The following is a 17,886-nucleotide window of genomic DNA, read 5'->3' as shown; positions in this document are numbered from 1 at the left end:
ACCGGCACCTCTGACCATCCACACGCCGTCTCAACATCGAAGAGAGAGCCATGTCCCAAATCACCGCCGCGGACGTCAAGAAGCTCCGCGACCTCACCGGCGCCGGCATGATGGACAGCAAGAAGGCGCTGACCGAGGCCGAGGGCGACTTCGACAAGGCCGTCGAGATCCTGCGCGTCAAGGGCGCCAAGGACGTCGGCAAGCGGGCCGGCCGTACGGCCGCGAACGGCCTGGTTGCCCACTCCGGCAAGGCGCTGCTCGAGCTCAACTGCGAGACCGACTTCGTCGCCAAGACCGAGTCGTTCATCGCGCTGGGCCAGCAGCTGGTCGAGCACGGTGAGCGCGCCGGCGTGAACTCCGCCGAGGAACTGCTCGCCACCGAGCTCGACGGCAAGGTCATCGCGGACCTGATCCAGGAGCAGTCCGCCAAGATCGGCGAGAAGCTGGTGCTCAACCGGTTCGCCCGGGTCGAGGGCACCACCGCTGTCTACCTGCACCGTAAGGCTCAGGACCTGCCGCCGGCCGTTGGCGTGCTGGTGTCGTACACCGGCAAGACCGACGAGGCCGGCGACGCCGACGCCCGTGGTGTGGCGATGCAGATCGCCGCGATGCGGCCGAAGTACCTCACCCGGGACGAGGTTCCGGCTGAGGTCGTCGAGTCCGAGCGGCGCATCGCCGAGCAGACCGCCCGCGAGGAGAACAAGCCCGAGGCGGCTCTGCCGAAGATCATCGAGGGTCGGGTGAACTCCTTCTTCAAGGACTTCGTCCTGATCGAGCAGTCGTCCGTCTCTGACAACAAGAAGTCGGTGAAGCAGCTGCTGGCCGAGGCCGGCATCGAGGTCACCCGCTTCGTGCGGTTCGAGGTCGGCCAGGCCTGAGCCGTCACCGGGCGCCGCTGGCGCCCGTGGGCAGGAGACATCAACGAGGAGGCCGCCGGTGTACGTGACAGGCACCGCGGCCTCCTCGTCACATAGGGTCGGCAGCGGCAGGTTCGCGGTACGCGCCGCACGGGGCGTGCGCGTGGGGAAGGGCGGGGCGGATGACGCAGGTTGTGAGTGACCGGACGCTGGAACTGGACGATCCGACGGCACCGCCGCCGGGGCGTGCCCGCCGGGTGGTGCTGAAGCTCTCCGGTGAGGTCTTCGGCGGCGGCGCGATCGGCGTCGACCCGGACGTCGTCCAGGCCATTGCCCGGCAGATCGCCACCGTGGTCCGCCGCGGCGTGCAGGTCTCCGTGGTGGTCGGCGGCGGCAACTTCTTCCGCGGCGCGGAGCTGCAGAAGCGTGGGATGGACCGGGCCCGCGCCGACTACATGGGCATGCTCGGCACCGTGATGAACTGCCTCGCGCTCCAGGACTTCCTGGAGAAGGAGGGCATCGAGACCCGGGTGCAGAGCGCCATCACGATGGCCCAGGTCGCCGAGCCGTACATCCCGCTGCGGGCCATCCGGCACCTGGAGAAGGGCCGCGTGGTCATCTTCGGCGCCGGCGCCGGGATGCCGTACTTCTCCACGGACACGGTGGCCGCCCAGCGGGCGCTGGAGATCCGGGCCGACGTGGTGCTGATGAGCAAGAACGGCGTGGACGGCGTCTACACCGCCGACCCGCGGATCGACCCCACCGCCAGCAAGCTCGACTCGATCACCTTCTCCGAGGCGCTGCGCCGCAACCTGCGGGTGGCCGACGCGGCGGCGTTCAGCCTCTGCATGGAGAACGGCCTGCCGATGCTGGTCTTCGGCGCGCAGGGTGACGACACCATCATCCGCGCGGTGGGTGGCGACAAGATCGGCACCCTGATCACCGCCTGAGTCCCGCCGACGGCGACGACACGAGCGGTCTGACGACTTTCCGCAGAGCCCACCACGAGCACAGAAGGAGGCGAGGAGACCGGTGATCGACGACACCCTCCTCGAGGCCGAGGAGAAGATGGAGCGTGCGGTTGAGCACGCCAAGGAGGAGTTCGGCGCCATCCGTACCGGTCGCGCCAACGCCGCCATGTTCTCGAAGGTCATCATCGACTACTACGGCACGCCCACGCCGCTGACGCAGATGGCGTCCATCGCGGTTCCCGAGCCGCGGATGGCCATCATCAAGCCGTACGACAACTCGCAGATCAACGCGATGGAGAAGGCGATCCGCGACTCGGACCTCGGGGTGAACCCGAACAACGAGGGCAACCAGCTGCGCATCCTGCTCCCGCAGATGACCGAGGAGCGCCGCCGCGACATGATCAAGGTGGCCCGGCACAAGGGCGAGGAGGCCAAGGTGGCGATCCGCAACGTCCGCCGCCGTGGCAAGGAGGAGCTGGACCGGATCGTCAAGGACGGTGAGGCCGGCGAGGACGACGGCCGCCGCGCCGAGAAGGAACTCGACGACCTGACCCAGCGGTACGTGGCCAGCATCGACGACCTGGTGAAGCACAAGGAAACCGAGCTGCTCGAGGTGTGACCCACGCTCCGAGGCCCGTTCCCGACATCGGGAACGGGCCTCGTTCCATAGGTCAGCAGGGGATCCAGACGGTCCTGGTGCTCTCGGCGAACTGCTCGCCGGTGTTCGAGTCGCGCAGCGAGAAGTGGGCGGTGGCCCGGCCGGGGTGCAGCGCCGGAGCGATCCGGGCGAACGCCATCCCGAGTTCGACGGTGCCGCCGTCGCAGAGGATCTCGCCGGCGCCGTGTCCCGCGGTGGCCCAGAGGGTCGGCAGGCCGTCCTGCACCAGCGAGGCCGACATGAGGACGATGCCGGCTGGGCAGTGCCGGGCGGTGGCGGTGACCCCTGCCGCCGGGTACGTCACTCCCGGCGGCTCGGCGTACGGCGGCTCGAACGGGAACAGCTCGCTGGTGTGGCGGTCGATGGTGATCCTGGTCCGTGCCGTGGTGGCGGCGGCCGGTGACCCCGCTCCCAGGACCATGGCGGCCACCGTCAACACCGCGAGACCGAACTTGTACATGTGAGTGCCCTTCCCCGTTCCGGAGCGCGGGCTGGCGCCAGCGCGGCACCAGCGGACCACGTCGGGCGCGTTCGGTCAGTACTCGATCGCGCACCGGAGGAGTCGGATCGACGGCTGCGGATCGCCTGCGGTCTGCCGTACCGGATGGGTGTGCGTCGCTGGCCGGCGGCCTGGCGGCGAGGGTGGCGTCCGTCGGCGTGCCTCGTCCGCCGTGCCGGTCCGGTGTGTGCAGTAGGCTCGGCAGGATTCCCGGCCACCGGGTGGTGAACACCGGGGATCGACCGACCGTCGGGGCGGTCAATCGGAGGAACATCGCACGTGTAGGGGATGCTTGTGGTCTTGCGTCATGTGGTGGTTCTCGTGCCGCGTCGCGGTGCGTGATGTCCCACCCCGACCCCTACGGCAGCGAGCCTCGCGGCTGGGACCGGCCGGAGCGCCCGGTGGCGCTGCCCTGGCCGGAGCAGGAGCTGGAGGCCGGCCAGTGGAGCCGCCGTCCGGCCGCCGGCCCTGAGCTGTACGCCGACCCGCACGCCCGGCCGTACGCCGACCCGTACCCCGCGGACCCGTACGACGAGCGTGGCCGCGCGGTCCGCCCGGACGACCGCTTCGACGACCGCGAGCGGCACGATCGTTTCGACGACCGCGACCGGCACGTGGACGACCGGAACCAGCCCGACCGGTACGACGACCGGGGTCGCGGTGACCGCTACCCGGACCGGCCTCCCGCCGCGGGCGACGGGCCGCCCCGTTACGACGGCCCGGACCGCGAGGGCTTCGACGAGCCGAGCCGTCCGGCCCGCCTCGACGACCCGGGGTACCCGACCGAGCAGCTCGCGCCCGTCCGGGCCGAGGTGGCACCGGACGAGGCGCCGACGACCGGTCGACGGCCGAAGGGGCGCCGTCGGGCCAGCCTCGACCGACCGGCCACCCAGCAGGTGGGCAGCGGTCGGGCCGGGCGCAACCTTCCCGCGGCGATCGGGGTCGGGCTCGGCCTCGGCGCGCTGATCGTGGTGCCGCTGGTCGTCTACCCGTTGGCGTTCCTGCCGGTGATCGCCGCCGCGGTCGCCATCGGCATCTGGGAGATGGCCCGCGCGGTTCGACGCAGCGGCGCGCACCCGCCGCTGGTGCCGCTGATCGCCGGTGGCGTCTTGACGGTGGGTCTGGCCTGGTTCGCCGGCCCGGACGCGCTCAGCCTGGGGCTGCTGGTCACGGTGCTGGGCACCATGATCTGGCGGTTGGGCGACGGGCCGGCCGGCTTCCAGCGGGATCTCACCGCGGCCACCCTGATCGCCGTCTACGTACCGTTCCTCGCCGGTTTCGCGGCGCTGCTGGCGGCGGCCCCCGACGACGGGCGCCTGCGCATCCTGGCCACGCTGATCGGGGTGGTTCTCTCCGACACCGGTGGGTACGCGGCCGGCGTCTCGTTCGGCCGTCACCCGATGGCCCCGTCGATCAGCCCGAAGAAGTCCTGGGAGGGCTTTGCCGGCTCGGTCACCGCGGCGGCCCTGGGCAGCGCGTTGCTGCTGTGGCTGATGTTCGAGGTGGCGCCCTGGTGGGGTGCGCTGTTCGGGGTGGCCGTCTCCTGCGCGGCGGTCCTCGGCGACCTGGCCGAGTCGATGATCAAGCGGGATCTCGGTGTGAAGGACATGAGCAACCTGCTGCCCGGCCACGGCGGTCTGATGGACCGACTCGACTCGATCCTGTTCGCGGTGCCGACGGCCTACCTGCTGTTGGCGGTCTTCGTGCCGGTGGTGAGCTGAGGTATGAATCACGGCGACCTGGTCATCCGGCTCGGGCGGTCGCGGCCCGTTCGACACCTCCGGACCGGCACCCGCGGCCGACGGCGTGACACACTGGACCAGCCATGACGAGCCTGCCCCTGATCCCCGCCATCTCGGTCGCCCCCGCCGCGCGCCGGGCCTCCATGCCCCCTCAGCACCTCGCTGACCTGGATCTGGCCGGCCGCCAGGCGTTGGTCGCCGGGCTGGGTGAGCCGGCCTTCCGCGCCAAGCAGATCTCCAACCACTACTTCGGGCGGTTGGTCCGCGACCCGCAGGAGATGACCGATCTGCCGGCGGCGACCCGGGAGCGGCTGGCCGACCAGTTGCTGCCGACGTTGCTCAACCCGGTGCGCGAGTTGGCCTGCGACGACGGCGCGACCCGCAAGGCGCTCTGGCGGCTGCACGACGGTGCGCTGGTGGAGAGCGTGCTGATGGGGTACCCGGACCGGGTGACCGTCTGCATCTCCAGCCAGGCGGGTTGTGGCATGGCCTGTCCGTTCTGCGCGACCGGCCAGGCCGGGCTGACCCGCAACCTGTCGACGGCGGAGATCGTCGACCAGGCGGTGTACATGGCCGGGGTGGCGGCCTCCGGCGTGGTCGCGGGCTCCCCGCCGAGGCTGTCGCGGGTCGTCTTCATGGGCATGGGCGAGCCGCTGGCCAACTACAACCGGGTGATCGCGGCGATCCGTCGGCTGGTCAGCCCGGCTCCGGAGGGGCTCGGCCTGTCCCAGCGGCACATCACCGTTTCCACGGTCGGCCTGGTTCCGGCCATCCACCGACTGGCCAGCGAAGACCTCTCAGTGACCCTTGCGCTGTCGTTGCACGCGCCCGATGATGATCTGCGCGACGAACTCGTGCCGGTAAACCAGCGCTGGAAGGTAGCCGAGGTGCTGGACGCAGCGTGGGACTACGCCGCCCGGACGGGCCGTCGCGTGTCGATCGAGTACGCGATGATCAAGGACGTGAACGACCAGCCGTGGCGAGCCGACCTGCTCGGGCGGCTGCTGGCCGGCAAATTGGCCCACGTGAACCTCATTCCGCTCAATCCGACGCCGGGCAGCCGCTGGGACGCGAGCCCGAAGCCGGTCGAGCGGGAGTTCGTCCGGCGGTTGCGCGACGCCGGGGTGTCCACCACAGTTCGGGACACCCGAGGTCGCGAGATCGACGGCGCGTGTGGCCAGCTCGCCGCCGCCGAGGACAACGACACCAACACCGACCGCGCCGGAGAGGCACCGGCGTGACCGGGCGTGGCGAACGAGACCAGGAGACATAGTGGCGAGTCAGGGTCAGCGTTTCCGGCGCAAGGCGCTCCGCCGGGGATACAAGGTCGACGAGGTGGATGCCTTCCTCGACCGGGTCGAGGCGACGCTCGACGGCCGACAGGTCGGCGCCCCGGTGGCCTCCCAGGAGGTTCACGACGTCGTCTTCCGGGTCCGCTTCAACGGCTACGACGAGTGGCAGGTCGACCTGCACCTGGACCGGGTCGAGCGGCAGCTGGCCGAGCTGGAGGAGCGCAACAGCGCCGGGCGCGGTGGCGACCCCCGGATGGGTGACCGGATGGGCCCACCGGACCGGATGGGTCCGCCGATGCGGGACGACCGGGGCATGGTTCCGCAGCCGATGCCGCCCCGGCCGATGCCCGCGCAGGCCGGTCCGCCCTATGGCCGCTACGACGAGCCGACCGGTGCCTTCGCCGGTGGGTACGACGCCCCCCGTGGTGGTGGTTACGACGCGCCGCGTGGCCCGGCCGGCCCCCCGATGGGTCCTGGTGGCCCGATGGGCCCTGGCCCGATGGGCCCCGGCATGCCGCAGCGCGGCCTGCCCGCCGGTCCCAGTGGGTACGGCCCCCCCGACGACCAGCGCTCACCCGGTGGGTACGGCCCGGATGACCAGCGCGGCGGGTACGGCCCCGACGACCAGCGCGCGCCCGGCGGGTATCCGCCGCCGCCGGAGGAGCCGCGTTTCGACGGCTTCGAGGCCGGCCGGCACGGTCGCGCCGACATGACGGCCGAGATTCGGATGCCGGAGCGGGACCTTCGCGACATGCGCCGTGGTCCGGCCGGTCCGCCTCCGCTGCCGCAGCAGGGCATGGGTGGTCCGCCGATGGCCGGTCCGCCCGCGGTGGCCGGCCCGCCGATGGGTGGCCCGCCGATGGGTGGTCCCCCGATGGGTGGCCCGCCGATGGCCGGTCCGCCCGGGAGCGACCTGTACCGGGTCGACCAGATCCGCCGCAGCTTCCAGGTGCGCCGGTTCGGCAGCGGGTACGACCCCGACCAGGTGGACCGGTTCTTCGACACCCTGCTCGGTGGCATGCAGCGCCGCAACCCGATGCCGGTCGACCCGAAGGACCTGGACACGCTCCGGTTCGGCCTGGTGCCCGGCGGCTACTTCGAGGCCGAGGTCGACGCCGCGCTCAAGGACGTGCAGGACATTCTCTTCGGGCGCTGACCCGGACGCGTACGGACGAGGGCCCGTCCCCCGGGTGGGGGCGGGCCCTCGGCGTTCTCGGCCGGTCGTCCGGCGGTGGGTCGGGTCAGGAGCGCAGACCGCTGCGGCGCAGCACGACGTCGCCGATCACGATGATCAGCAGCAGCGCGGCCAGGCCGATCAGCCAGATGTCCTCGACCCTGCCCTCGTGGTTGCCGCAGATCATCGCCAGCAGCGCCAGTGCGGACAGCACGGCGCCGATCTGCCCGGCCTTGCGGTGCCCGGGCTTGTGCTGGTCTGGCGACGTTACCGGCTCGCTTCCTGCCACTGTCGGTCCTTCCCTCGCGATCGGATCTTTGGTTAGTCTGGCACGCCTCGTACGCGGTGCGGTGGGGTGGGGGTTTCCTGGCCGTCGGCCCTGGCCCACCTGGGCTGGACGGCACTACCGGCGTCGCGGGGCGGCGGTCAGACTCGCTCCGGTAGCGTTTGGCGTACACCTGATTGTCTGTTTGAGGGGGACTGTGCGGTGCGAGTGACCGGAACCGGGCACGCCAGCATGCGGATCGACACGGCCGCGGGCAGCATCCTGTGCGACCCGTGGGTCAATCCGGCCTACTTCGCGTCGTGGTTCCCGTTCCCGGACAATTCTCTGCTGGACTGGGAGAGCCTGGGGCAGGTCGACTACCTGTACGTCTCCCACCTGCACCGGGACCACTTCGACGCGAAGCACCTGCGGGAGTTCGTCTCGAAGGACGCCACGGTCCTGCTCCCCGAGTTTCCGACCTCGGAGATGGAGGACGAGTTCCGGGCGCTGGGCTTCACCAAGTTCCTGAAGGCGCCCAACGAGCAGGTGGTGGAGCTGCCCGGCGGCCTGAAGATCATGATTCAGGCGTTGACCAGCCCGACCGACGGGCCGATCGGCGACTCCTCGCTCTGGGTCGAGTACGAGGGTGTGCGGCTGCTCAACCAGAACGACGCCCGCCCCACCGACCTGAGCGTCTTCGCCGAACTGGGGCACGTGCACGCGCACCTGCTCCAGTTCTCCGGTGCGATCTGGTACCCGATGGTCTACGAGCTGCCGCAGGCGGCGAAGACCGCGTTCGGCAAGCAGAAGCGTGACCGGCAGTTCGACCGGACCTGGCGGTACATCGACGACCTGAAGGCGTCGCACGTCTTCCCGATCGCCGGCCCGCCGTGCTTCCTCGACGACGCCCTGTGGCAGTTCAACGACATCCACGGCGACGAGGGCAACATCTTCCCCGACCAGTCCGTCTTCCTGTCGGAGTACGCCAAGGTCGGCGGCACCAACGGGATCGTGCTGCTGCCGGGCAGCGTCGCCGAGGTCACCACCGAGGGCGCGAGCACCACCCACCCGGTGCCGGTGCAGGAGTTCTTCGCGAACAAGGTCGCGCACCTGGAGGAGATGCGGGAGCGCAAGCGCCCGATCATCGAGGCGGAGAAGGCGTCCTGGCGGCACCCCGAGGTGGACGTGCTCGGCGAGATGAAGCGCCGGATCGAGCCGCTGCTCGACGAGTCGATCTACCTGGCCAAGGGGGTCGGCGGCCCGGTCCGTTTCGACCTGGTGGGCTATGACGGCGAGAGCGTCGAGTCGATCGTGGTGGACTTCCCCGGCAAGGAGGTCCGGCCGTACGCGGACGAGAAGGTGCGCTACCGGTTCCGGACCGAGCGGTCGCTGATCGAGCACCTGCTCTTCATCGACGAGGTGGACTGGGTCAACTCGCTCTTCCTGTCCTGCCGGTTCTCGGCGGCCCGGATCGGCCAGTACAACGAGTTCGTCTACGCGTTCTTCAAGTGCCTCTCCGAGGAGCGGCTCCAGTACGCCGAGGGCTGGTACGACGAGCACGAACGCAGCACCGACGCCGAGGACATCACGCTGGGCGACTGGGTGGTGCAGCGGCGCTGCCCGCACCTGAAGGCGGACCTGACCCGCTTCGGCATCGTCGACGGTGACCAGCTCACCTGCCAGCTGCACGGCTGGCGCTTCGACCTGCCCAGCGGTCGCTGCCTCACCAGCGTGGGCCACAAGGTCCGCGCGCACCGCGTGGACGCGGAGACCCCCGCCCCGGCCGGCGAGGCCGTGATCTGACCCCGGTGGCCGGGGCGCGCGACGTCGTGCCCCGGCCGCACCGGTTCCGGGTTCACGCCGTCCCCGCGTACGCCACGATGCAGTGGTGTGGCGCAAGCCGTAGACCGGCAGCAACCGGGCATGGGGGCGGGTAGTGGCGGGGGCGGACGCGCGGGAGAGCGAGTACCGGTACGGGCGCGGCCGGGAGAAGACCCGGGACGCTGCCCGGGTGGAGACGTTCAGCGACGGGGTCTTCGCGGTCGTGCTGACGGTGATGGCCGTCGAGCTGCTCCAGACCGGTCCGGCCCGGGAGAGCGGACGAGAGCTTCCGGACGCCCTGGCCCACGCCTGGCCGTCCTACCTGGCGTACGTGATCACTTTCGCGATCGCCGGCCAGGTGTGGCTCACTCATCACAACCTCTGGCGGTACGTGGTCCGGGTCGACCAGATGCTCCTGGTTCTCAACCTGCTCGTGTTGCTCTTCATCGCCACGATCCCGTTCACCGCCGACCTGCTGTCGGACAATCTGCGCGGCAACCCGACCGAGCAGCGGCTGACCGCCGCTCTCTACGTCGGCACCGTGCTCGGTGAGGCGATCTTCGTCAATCTGACCTGGTGGTGGGCCCGCCGACGCGGGCTGCTCCACCCCGACCTGGATCCCCGGCTGGCCCGGGCGATCGCCCGGCGGGCACTGCTGAAGCCCCTGCTCTACCTGGTCGCCTTCGCCGTCGTCTTCGTCAACCCCATCCTCAGCCTCGGCGCGTACCTCCTGCTGGTCGGCTTCTACCTGATCGGAGGCCCGGGTGACCTCCGGCCGTCCGCCGGCGCGGCCGAGGAGGGGTCAGCGGCCTAGGTCGGTGAGGATCCGGCGGGCGGCGTTGTGGCCGGCGGCGCCGATGACGCTGCCGGCCGGGTGACAGCCGGCGCTGCCGGCGTACACGCCGTCGACGCCTGTGGCGTAGGGCATCCGGTCGGTGAACGAGACGGTGTTGTCCACGTGGTGGATGTGCCCGCCGGTGATCCCGAAGTGCTCCTCGATCCCGGGCGGCGGCAGGGGCACCGCGTCGGCGATCAGGTCGGCGGTGCCGGGGGCGTACCGCTCGACGATCCCGATCAGCCGGTCGACGTAGCCGGGCAGCTCCGCCTCCCAGGTGGTGCCGGCCAGCTGGTAGGGGACGGACTGGACGAAGAGCGCCGACGAGTGGTGCCCGGCGGCGTCGGAGAGCGACGGGTCGACGGTGGTGTGCAGGTACCACTCGATGGTGGGCTCCGCCGGCAGTAGCCCGGCCTGCACGTCCGCCCACATCGCGCGCAGCGCGGTCATCGGCGAGGCCGCGGCCCCGCCGACCAGCGACGCCGACCCGGGCAGCAGGTGGATGGTCGAGCCGAACGGGCTCGGCGTACCGTCCGGCAGGCAGGAGAACCGGGGCAGCCCGGTGAGCGCCAGGTTGAGCTTGAGCGTGGTGCCGGGCCGGCGGACCGCCGCCATCCGTTCGCCGAGCCGCGCCGGCAGCGCGCCGTCGGGCAACAGGTCCATCAACCGGTACGGGTCACACGCGCCGAGCACCACCCGGGCGGCGACCTCCCGACCGTCGGCCAACACGACTCCGCTCGCCGCGCCGCCGTCCAGGGTCACCGCGTGCACCGGCGTACCGGTCCGGATCGTCGCCCCGGCGGCGCGCGCGGCCTCGGCGAACGTGCGCGAGACGGTGCCCATGCCGCCCTCGGCGATCATCCAGGTGCCACCGGAGCCGGGCAGCCGGCACATGTTGTGCACGAGGAAGTTGTGGCCGGTGCCGGGGTCGTCCGGGCCGGCGTTGAGCCCGGACAGGCCGTCGGTGACCGCGTACATGCTGACCAGCAGCTCGGAGCGGAACTCGAACCGGGCCAGGTAGTCGGCGACGGAGCCCTGCACGAGGTCGACGAAGACCTGGCGCAGCGCCGGGCGGACGTGCCGCTCGGCGGTCTCGTGGACGCTCAGCGGCTCGGCCAACCAGGCCGGGGCGAGGTCTTCGCGCAGCGCGGCCAGCTCGGCCTGCATGGCATCGTCGGCGGCCACGTCGGCGGGGGAGAAGAACTCGGTGAGCTGCGCCCGGGTGGCGGCGGTGTCACTGCCGAAGAGCAGGTACGGCGAGCCGAGGCCACCCGGGGTGGGGAGGAAGTAGTGCGGGTCGCGGCGCAGCACCGGGATCCGTACGTCGAGCGTGGCGAGCAGCTCCGGGGGCATCAGCCCGAGCAGGTACGAGCCGGTGGAGTGGCGCAGCCCCGGCACCTTCGGGAACGGGTTCTCGGTGCGGGTCGCGCCGCCGATCACGTCGGCGGCCTCCAACACGAGGACGTCCAGGCCGGCCCGGGCCAGCAGGACCGCGGAGACCAGACCGTTGTGCCCGGCACCGACGATCACGACGTCGGCGCGGGCCGGAATCTCACTGCTCATGCCGCGGCAGCCTAGTCCGCCCCGCCGAACCGGTCACCCCTTCCGCCCACCATCCCACCCCCTCCCACCCCCGCCCCACCCCGCGGTGATCATGAAGTTATTGCCACGACACGCCGGGGCGGGTGGCAACAACTTCATGATCAACTGGCTAGGGGGATGGGGTGGGGGTGGGGGTGGGGGTGGTTTGGGCGCGCCAGCGGGAGAGGGCCAGGGTGGCCGAGTAGCCAGCCAGGACGATCACGTGGAACAGGTAGAGCCAGAGGAGTACGGCCACGCCGGCGCCGATGTCGTCGAAGCCGCCGAAGGGCACTCCCAGGTCCAGCGGGAGCGAGGCGAAGAGCACGAAGCCGTGCAGGAAGCCGGAGAGGTTCGCCGCGGTGAACGACCCGATCCCGAGGGTGGAGAGCCAGTCCGGTGAGGCCGGTCCGACCACCCGGAACACCCAGACCAGCACCGGCGTGAGCACCAGCCAGACCGCCAGGAACGACAGCACCACGCCGAGCGCACCGAGCCAGCCGCCCTGGCGTACGAGGCGGGTGGTGAGCGGGAGCGCCAGCAGGATCGACAGCAGCAGCGCGGGGGCCGGCGCGAGCAGTGGCAGCAGCAGGAGCCGGCCCCGCCAGCCGACCAGGTGCTCGTCGGAGCGGGGTGCGGCCACCGAGACGAACGCCCGGCGCAGTCCCTCGCCGTACAGCGAGGCGGGCAGCAGGGAGGCCAGCGCCAGCAGCGGGGTCAACCCCACCCCGGCGTCGACCAGCGCCTCCACCGCCCGGGGCGCGCCGATCGCGGTGGGCAGGGCCTCCACGGCGTACGAGGTGAGCCGGCGTACCCGGTCGGCCCCGGCCACCAGTGCGGTGAGCCAGATCGCCAGCAGCGCGACCGGCACCACGGCGATCGCCCCGTAGAAGGTGATCGCGGCGGCGTGCAGCGACAGGTCCCGTCCGCGCACCGGACGGAACGCGGCACTGCTGATCCGTTTCGCGCGCTGCCATCCGTTGCCCATCGGGTCCTCCTTCCCTGTCGTCGGGGCCGTCACTCCTTAAGATCGCCGGTCATGACTGTTCTCACCACCGAACGCCTGATCCTGCGCGACTGGACCGACGATCCGGCCGACCTGGCCCGGATCTACGACATCTACTCGCGTCCCGAGATCAGCCGATATCTGGGCGTGGCGTCGGGTCTGCCAATGACCACCCCGGCCCAGGCCGTCGAGCGGCTGCGGATCTGGCAGGAGCGGCACGCCGCCGACGGCGGCCGGTACGGCACCTGGGCGATCGAGGTACGCGAGAGGGGTCAGGTGGTGGGCACCCTGTTGCTCAAGCCGTTGCCGGGGCGCGACGAGTCGCGCCGGACCGACGACATCGAGGTGGGCTGGCACCTGCACCCGGACGCGTGGGGTCACGGCTACGCCACCGAGGCGGCCCGCGCGGCGGTAGCCCGGGAGTTCGCCGCCGGCACCCGGGAGATCTACGCGGTTGTGTCGCCGGACAACGAGCCGTCGATGGCGGTCGCGCGGAGGCTGGGCATGACCCATGTGGGCCAGCGCACCGACTGGTACGGCGGGGAACTGCTGGAGACGTTCGTGCTGACGGCGCCAGATGCCTGATCGTTACCGCACGACCTGACGCAAGATCCGCGCAACTTCGGGGAAGGTGTGGCCTCCAGTGGTCGGGAGGCGGCACCTTCCCCGAAATTGTGGGCAGGTCAGCGCCGACGGAGGCCATCAGGGCAGACATGTCCGTCAATAGTCACGGTGGTCGAAGTGTTGACGCTCCGGTAGCACGTCAGTAACCTTTGGCCAAAGTCGCGCAAGATTTTGACAAAGGCATGCACGGTTCTGTGCATGCTCTCGGAAGATTCAGCGGGCCTCCTGGGGAGGTCCGTTGATGGTCGTACCCATCTGGTGTTTCCCGGGACGAGCGGTGCCCCCGCGCCGCCCGTACCACCCGTCTCTCTCCACACCGGCCCTCGCGCATCGGGCCGGCGCTGCACCGCCGCACCCCCACCCCGTGGTCACAGCCACCGCGGCATCCGTCCCCCGACGACAAGGACAGTGATGAGACGAACGAATCTGTTCAGGATGGTGGCGGCCACGGCCGCCGCCGCGCTGATCGCCACGGCCGGGGCGACCGCCGTCGCGAACCCGGCCGCTGCCGCCCGCCCGACCGCCCCGGCCGCCGCGCCGAGCGCCGGCTTCGCCGCAGCGGCCACCAACCTCGCCCAGGGCCGTCCCACCCAGGAGAGTGGCCACGCCGACGTCTACGACTCGTCGAAGGTCGTCGACGGCAACGCGGGCAGCTACTGGGAGAGCCTCAACAACGCGTTCCCGCAGTGGGTGCAGGTCGACCTCGGCTCGTCGCAGAGCGTCAACCAGGTCGTGCTGAAGCTGCCCACCTCCGGTTGGGGGACCCGGACGCAGACGCTGAGCGTGCGGGGCAGCGCCAACGGTTCGTCCTTCACCGACCTGGTCGGGTCGCAGACGTACACCTTCAACCCGGCGAGCGGCAACACCGTCACGATCAACTTCAGCTCGACCTCCACCCGCTACGTCCGGATCACCATCACCGCCAACAGCGGTTGGCCGGCCGGGCAGCTCTCCGAGCTGGAGGTGTACGGCAGCGGCGGCACCACCCCGGACACCACCGCGCCGAGCGTTCCGGGCAACCTCTCGTACACCCAGTCGGGCACCACCATCAGCCTCAACTGGGTCGCGTCGACCGACAACGCGGGCGGCAGCGGCATCGCCGGCTACGACGTCTACCGCAACGGCGCGTTCCTCCAGTCCGTCGGCGACGTGACCACCTTCAACGACACCCAGCCGGCCACGGCGACCGTGTCGTACTACGTCCGGGCGCGCGACGCCGCGGGCAACCTCTCCGGCAACAGCAACACGGTGACCCGGACCGGCAGTGGTGACACCACCGCGCCGAGCGTCCCGGGGACGCTGTCGCACAGCACGTCGGGCAGCACGATCACGCTCAACTGGGGGGCCTCCACGGACTCCGGTGGCAGCGGGCTCGCCGGCTACAACGTCTACCGGGGCGGCAGCCTGATCGCGACGCTGGGCACCGTCCTCACCTATCAGGACACCCAACCGGCGACGGCGACCGTCTCGTACTATGTGCGCGCCCGCGACGGCGCCGGCAACCTCTCGGGCAACAGCAACACCGTCACCCGGACCGGCAGCAACCCGCCGGCCTGCACCAACGTGGCGCAGGGCAAGAGCGTGACCGCCAGCGGCTCCACCTTCAGCTTCACCCCGGACAAGGCGAACGACGGGCAGCTCACCACCTACTGGGAGGGCGCGGCGAGCTACCCGCAGAACCTGACCGTGGTGCTGGGCGCGAACCACTCCATCTCCGGTGTCACCGTGAAGCTCAACCCGGACCCGGCCTGGGGCACCCGTACCCAGACCATCCAGGTCCTCGGCCGCGACCAGGCGTCGTCCTCGTACACCAGCCTGGTGTCGGCGGCGGCCTACCAGTTCGTCCAGGGCACCAACCTGGTGACCATCCCGGTCAGCGCGACCACTGCGGACGTGCAGTTGCGGTTCACCGGCAACACCGGTGCCCCGTCCGGCCAGGTCGCCGAGCTTGAGGTGTGCGGTACGCCGGCACCCAACCCGGACCTGGTCGTCAGCTCGGTGACCTGGTCGCCCACGTCGCCCAGCGAGGTCTCCCCGGTCACGCTCTCGGCCGTGGTGCAGAACATCGGCTCGGCGTCCGCCGGTGCGACCACGGTGAACTTCAGCCTGGCCGGCGCGGTCGTCGGCAGCGCCTCGGTGGGCGCGCTCGCCGCGGGCGCCTCGACCACGGTGTCGTTCAACGCCGGTACCCGGCCGATGGGCAGCTACGCCGTGTCGGCCGTGGTGGACCCGGCGAACACGATCGTCGAACAGAACAACGGCAACAACAGCTTCACGGCCGCGTCGCCGCTGGTGGTGGCGCAGGCCCCGGGCCCCGACCTCGAGGTGCTCAGCATCGCCTCGAACCCGCCGAACCCGGCCGTCGGGGCGTCCGTCACCTTCACCGTGGCGGTCCGCAACCGCGGCACCACCGCGACCGGCGCGACCACTGTCACCCGGCTGGTGGCGGGCAGCACCACGCTCAACACCAACACCGCCTCGATCGCCGCCGGCGCGACGGTCAACGTGGCCGTCACCGGTAGCTGGACCGCCACCAGCGGTGGCGCCACCATCACCGCCACCGCCGACGCCACAAACGTGGTCACCGAGACCAACGAGACCAACAACGCGTTCAGCCAGTCGATCGTGGTCGGCCGTGGGGCTGCCGTTCCGTACGTCTCCTACGAGGCGGAGGCCGGCCGTTACCAGGGCACGCTGCTGGAGGCCGACCCGCTGCGCACCTTCGGGCACACCAACTTCGCCAGCGAGTCCTCCGGTCGTAAGTCGGTACGGCTCGCCAGCACCGGCCAGTTCGTCGAGTTCACCTCGGCCAACCAGGCCAACTCCATCGTGGTCCGCAACTCCATCCCGGACGCGCCGGGTGGCGGCGGCATCGAGGCGACCATCAGCCTCTACGTCAACGACGTCTTCTCCCGGAAGTTGACCCTGTCGTCGAAGCACAGCTGGCTCTACGGCAACACCGACGGGCCGGAGGCGCTGACCAACACCCCGCAGGCCGACGCCCGACGGCTCTTCGACGAGTCGAACGCGCTGCTGGCGCAGTCGTACCCGGCCGGCACCCGGTTCAAGTTGCAGCGCGACTCGGGTGACACCGCCTCCTTCTACGTCATCGACATGATCGACTTGGAGCAGGTGGCCCCGGCGGCGAGCCAGCCGGCCGGTTGCACCTCGATCACCTCGTACGGCGCGGTCCCGAACGACGGGCTCGACGACACCGCCGCCATCCAGCGGGCGGTGACCGACGACCAGAACGGCGTCATCAGCTGCGTCTGGATCCCCGCCGGGCAGTGGCGGCAGGAGCAGAAGATCCTGACCGACGACCCGCTGAACCGGGGTACGCACAACCAGGTCGGGATCAGCAACGTCACCATCCGGGGCGCCGGCATGTGGCACTCGCAGCTCTACACGCTGACCGAGCCGCAGAACGTGGTGGGCGGCATCAACCACCCCCACGAGGGCAACTTCGGCTTCGACATCGACAAGAACACCCAGATCTCCGACATCGCCATCTTCGGCTCTGGCCGGATCCGCGGCGGTGACGGCAACGCCGAGGGCGGCGTCGGTCTGAACGGTCGGTTCGGCACCGGCACGAAGATCAGCAACGTCTGGATCGAGCACGCCAACGTGGGCGTGTGGGTCGGCCGCGACTACGACAACATCCCCGAACTGTGGGGGCCGGCCGACGGGCTGGAGTTCACCGGCATGCGGATCCGCAACACCTACGCCGACGGCATCAACTTCAGCAACGGCACGCGCAACTCGCGGGTGTTCAACTCGTCCTTCCGCACCACCGGTGACGATGCGCTCGCCGTCTGGGCCAACCCGTACGTCAAGGACCGCAACATCGACATCGCCCACGACAACCACTTCGTCAACAACACCATCCAGCTGCCCTGGCGGGCCAACGGCATCGCCATCTACGGCGGCTACGACAACTCGATCGAGAACAACCTGATCTACGACACCGCCAACTACCCGGGCATCATGCTGGCGACCGACCACGACCCGCTGCCGTTCTCCGGCACGACGTTGATCGCCAACAACGGGCTCTACCGCACCGGCGGCGCCTTCTGGAACGAGGACCAGGAGTTCGGTGCCATCACCCTCTTCCCGGCCACCAGGGACATCGTCGGCGTCACGATCCGCGACACCGACATCATCGACTCGACGTACGACGGCATCCAGTTCAAGAACGGTGGCGGCAACATGCCGAACGTCGCCATCACCAACGTGCGGATCGACAGGTCCGTCAACGGTGCCGGCATCCTCGCGATGAGCGGCGCACGCGGCAACGCCAACCTGACCAACGTGACCATCACGAACTCGGCCGACGGCAACATCGTCATCCAGCCGGGCTCGCAGTTCGTCATCAACGGCGGCTGACCCCGACCGGGGGCCGCTCCGGCGGCCCCCGGTCAACGTTTGCGCTTGATCAACACGATCTCAGCGAAGTCGGGGGGGGGGGGGGGGGGGGGCCCCCCCCCCCCCCCCAAAACCCCCCCCCCCCCCAAAAAATCCGCCCCCCCACAAGGGGCCGGGCCGCCCCCCCCAACAGGCCCCCCCC

Annotated in this window: 14 protein-coding genes; 10 read left to right on the top strand and 4 right to left on the bottom strand. The window is 70.7% G+C overall.

Annotated elements, in window-relative coordinates:
• The first annotated feature begins 50 nt into the window (after positions 1 to 50).
• The 3 genes from tsf to frr all read left to right on the top strand — a co-directional run bounded on the left by tsf (position 51) and on the right by frr (position 2,447).
• Positions 51 to 878 carry a translation elongation factor Ts gene (gene tsf / locus ACIBD9_RS06405; RefSeq protein ID WP_387168164.1) on the top strand — a complete coding sequence of 276 codons (828 nt, stop codon included), beginning with the start codon at positions 51 to 53 and terminating at the stop codon, positions 876 to 878.
• 161 nt (positions 879 to 1,039) lie between these two features.
• Positions 1,040 to 1,807, top strand: a complete 768-nt coding sequence (pyrH, locus tag ACIBD9_RS06400; RefSeq protein ID WP_030487501.1) for a UMP kinase — start codon at positions 1,040 to 1,042, stop codon at positions 1,805 to 1,807.
• Positions 1,808 to 1,889: 82 nt separating this feature from the next.
• A complete protein-coding gene (gene frr, locus ACIBD9_RS06395; RefSeq protein ID WP_088946658.1) occupies positions 1,890 to 2,447 on the top strand; it encodes a ribosome recycling factor in 558 nt (185 codons plus the stop codon).
• 52 nt (positions 2,448 to 2,499) lie between these two features.
• Here frr and ACIBD9_RS06390 read toward each other — a convergent pair whose 3' ends face one another.
• Positions 2,500 to 2,946 carry a hypothetical protein gene (locus ACIBD9_RS06390; protein WP_396715110.1) on the bottom strand — a complete coding sequence of 149 codons (447 nt, stop codon included), beginning with the start codon at positions 2,944 to 2,946 and terminating at the stop codon, positions 2,500 to 2,502.
• Positions 2,947 to 3,326: 380 nt separating this feature from the next.
• Here ACIBD9_RS06390 and ACIBD9_RS06385 point away from each other — a divergent pair, with 380 nt between their 5' ends.
• The 3 genes from ACIBD9_RS06385 to ACIBD9_RS06375 all read left to right on the top strand — a co-directional run bounded on the left by ACIBD9_RS06385 (position 3,327) and on the right by ACIBD9_RS06375 (position 7,175).
• On the top strand, positions 3,327 to 4,706 hold the full coding sequence (locus ACIBD9_RS06385; RefSeq protein WP_396715108.1) for a phosphatidate cytidylyltransferase: 1,380 nt from the start codon (positions 3,327 to 3,329) through the stop codon (positions 4,704 to 4,706).
• 104 nt (positions 4,707 to 4,810) lie between these two features.
• Positions 4,811 to 5,968: a 23S rRNA (adenine(2503)-C(2))-methyltransferase RlmN gene (gene rlmN, locus ACIBD9_RS06380; RefSeq protein ID WP_396715106.1), complete on the top strand. Its 1,158-nt coding sequence runs from the start codon at positions 4,811 to 4,813 to the stop codon at positions 5,966 to 5,968.
• A 31-nt stretch (positions 5,969 to 5,999) separates the two neighbouring features.
• A complete protein-coding gene (locus ACIBD9_RS06375) occupies positions 6,000 to 7,175 on the top strand; it encodes a DivIVA domain-containing protein (protein ID WP_396715104.1) in 1,176 nt (391 codons plus the stop codon).
• An 85-nt stretch (positions 7,176 to 7,260) separates the two neighbouring features.
• Here ACIBD9_RS06375 and ACIBD9_RS06370 read toward each other — a convergent pair whose 3' ends face one another.
• Positions 7,261 to 7,482, bottom strand: coding sequence for a DUF2631 domain-containing protein (locus ACIBD9_RS06370; RefSeq protein ID WP_091400308.1), 222 nt, complete (start codon positions 7,480 to 7,482; stop codon positions 7,261 to 7,263).
• A 198-nt stretch (positions 7,483 to 7,680) separates the two neighbouring features.
• On the opposite strand from ACIBD9_RS06370, the gene ACIBD9_RS06365 reads away from it, so the two are divergent.
• Positions 7,681 to 9,261: a Rieske 2Fe-2S domain-containing protein gene (locus tag ACIBD9_RS06365; RefSeq protein WP_396715102.1), complete on the top strand. Its 1,581-nt coding sequence runs from the start codon at positions 7,681 to 7,683 to the stop codon at positions 9,259 to 9,261.
• Positions 9,262 to 9,394: 133 nt separating this feature from the next.
• The gene (locus tag ACIBD9_RS06360; RefSeq protein ID WP_396715100.1) at positions 9,395 to 10,093 is read left to right on the top strand and encodes a TMEM175 family protein; all 699 of its coding nucleotides are present in this window, start codon (positions 9,395 to 9,397) and stop codon (positions 10,091 to 10,093) included.
• Here the strand turns inward: ACIBD9_RS06360 and ACIBD9_RS06355 are convergent.
• Together ACIBD9_RS06355 and ACIBD9_RS06350 are read right to left on the bottom strand one after the other, a co-directional pair.
• Positions 10,082 to 11,677, bottom strand: a complete 1,596-nt coding sequence (locus ACIBD9_RS06355; RefSeq protein WP_396715098.1) for a phytoene desaturase family protein — start codon at positions 11,675 to 11,677, stop codon at positions 10,082 to 10,084. The genes ACIBD9_RS06360 and ACIBD9_RS06355 overlap by 12 nt on opposite strands.
• A gap of 148 nt (positions 11,678 to 11,825) precedes the next feature.
• Positions 11,826 to 12,680, bottom strand: a complete 855-nt coding sequence (locus ACIBD9_RS06350; protein ID WP_396715096.1) for a YhjD/YihY/BrkB family envelope integrity protein — start codon at positions 12,678 to 12,680, stop codon at positions 11,826 to 11,828.
• Positions 12,681 to 12,731: 51 nt separating this feature from the next.
• Between ACIBD9_RS06350 and ACIBD9_RS06345 the strand changes: the two genes are divergently transcribed.
• Both ACIBD9_RS06345 and ACIBD9_RS06340 read left to right on the top strand, forming a co-directional pair.
• Positions 12,732 to 13,283 carry a GNAT family N-acetyltransferase gene (locus ACIBD9_RS06345; RefSeq protein ID WP_396715094.1) on the top strand — a complete coding sequence of 184 codons (552 nt, stop codon included), beginning with the start codon at positions 12,732 to 12,734 and terminating at the stop codon, positions 13,281 to 13,283.
• 450 nt (positions 13,284 to 13,733) lie between these two features.
• On the top strand, positions 13,734 to 17,705 hold the full coding sequence (locus ACIBD9_RS06340; protein ID WP_396715092.1) for a CARDB domain-containing protein: 3,972 nt from the start codon (positions 13,734 to 13,736) through the stop codon (positions 17,703 to 17,705).
• The last annotated feature ends 181 nt before the right edge of the window (positions 17,706 to 17,886 follow it).

It is taken from the genome of Micromonospora sp. NPDC050784 (assembly GCF_044456765.1).
Lineage (GTDB): Bacteria > Actinomycetota > Actinomycetes > Mycobacteriales > Micromonosporaceae > Micromonospora > Micromonospora foliorum.
Note: the sequence above shows the minus strand (reverse complement) of the source record. Positions and strands in the feature narration are given on the sequence as shown.

Coding starts and splice junctions, on each gene's coding strand:
- tsf (WP_387168164.1), top strand. CDS start 51: ATGTCCCAAATCACCGCCGCGGACGTCAAGAAGCTCCGCGACCTCACC.
- pyrH (WP_030487501.1), top strand. CDS start 1,040: ATGACGCAGGTTGTGAGTGACCGGACGCTGGAACTGGACGATCCGACG.
- ACIBD9_RS06390 (WP_396715110.1), bottom strand. CDS start 2,946: ATGTACAAGTTCGGTCTCGCGGTGTTGACGGTGGCCGCCATGGTCCTG.
- ACIBD9_RS06385 (WP_396715108.1), top strand. CDS start 3,327: ATGTCCCACCCCGACCCCTACGGCAGCGAGCCTCGCGGCTGGGACCGG.
- rlmN (WP_396715106.1), top strand. CDS start 4,811: ATGACGAGCCTGCCCCTGATCCCCGCCATCTCGGTCGCCCCCGCCGCG.
- ACIBD9_RS06355 (WP_396715098.1), bottom strand. CDS start 11,677: ATGAGCAGTGAGATTCCGGCCCGCGCCGACGTCGTGATCGTCGGTGCC.
- ACIBD9_RS06350 (WP_396715096.1), bottom strand. CDS start 12,680: ATGGGCAACGGATGGCAGCGCGCGAAACGGATCAGCAGTGCCGCGTTC.
- ACIBD9_RS06345 (WP_396715094.1), top strand. CDS start 12,732: ATGACTGTTCTCACCACCGAACGCCTGATCCTGCGCGACTGGACCGAC.
- ACIBD9_RS06340 (WP_396715092.1), top strand. CDS start 13,734: ATGAGACGAACGAATCTGTTCAGGATGGTGGCGGCCACGGCCGCCGCC.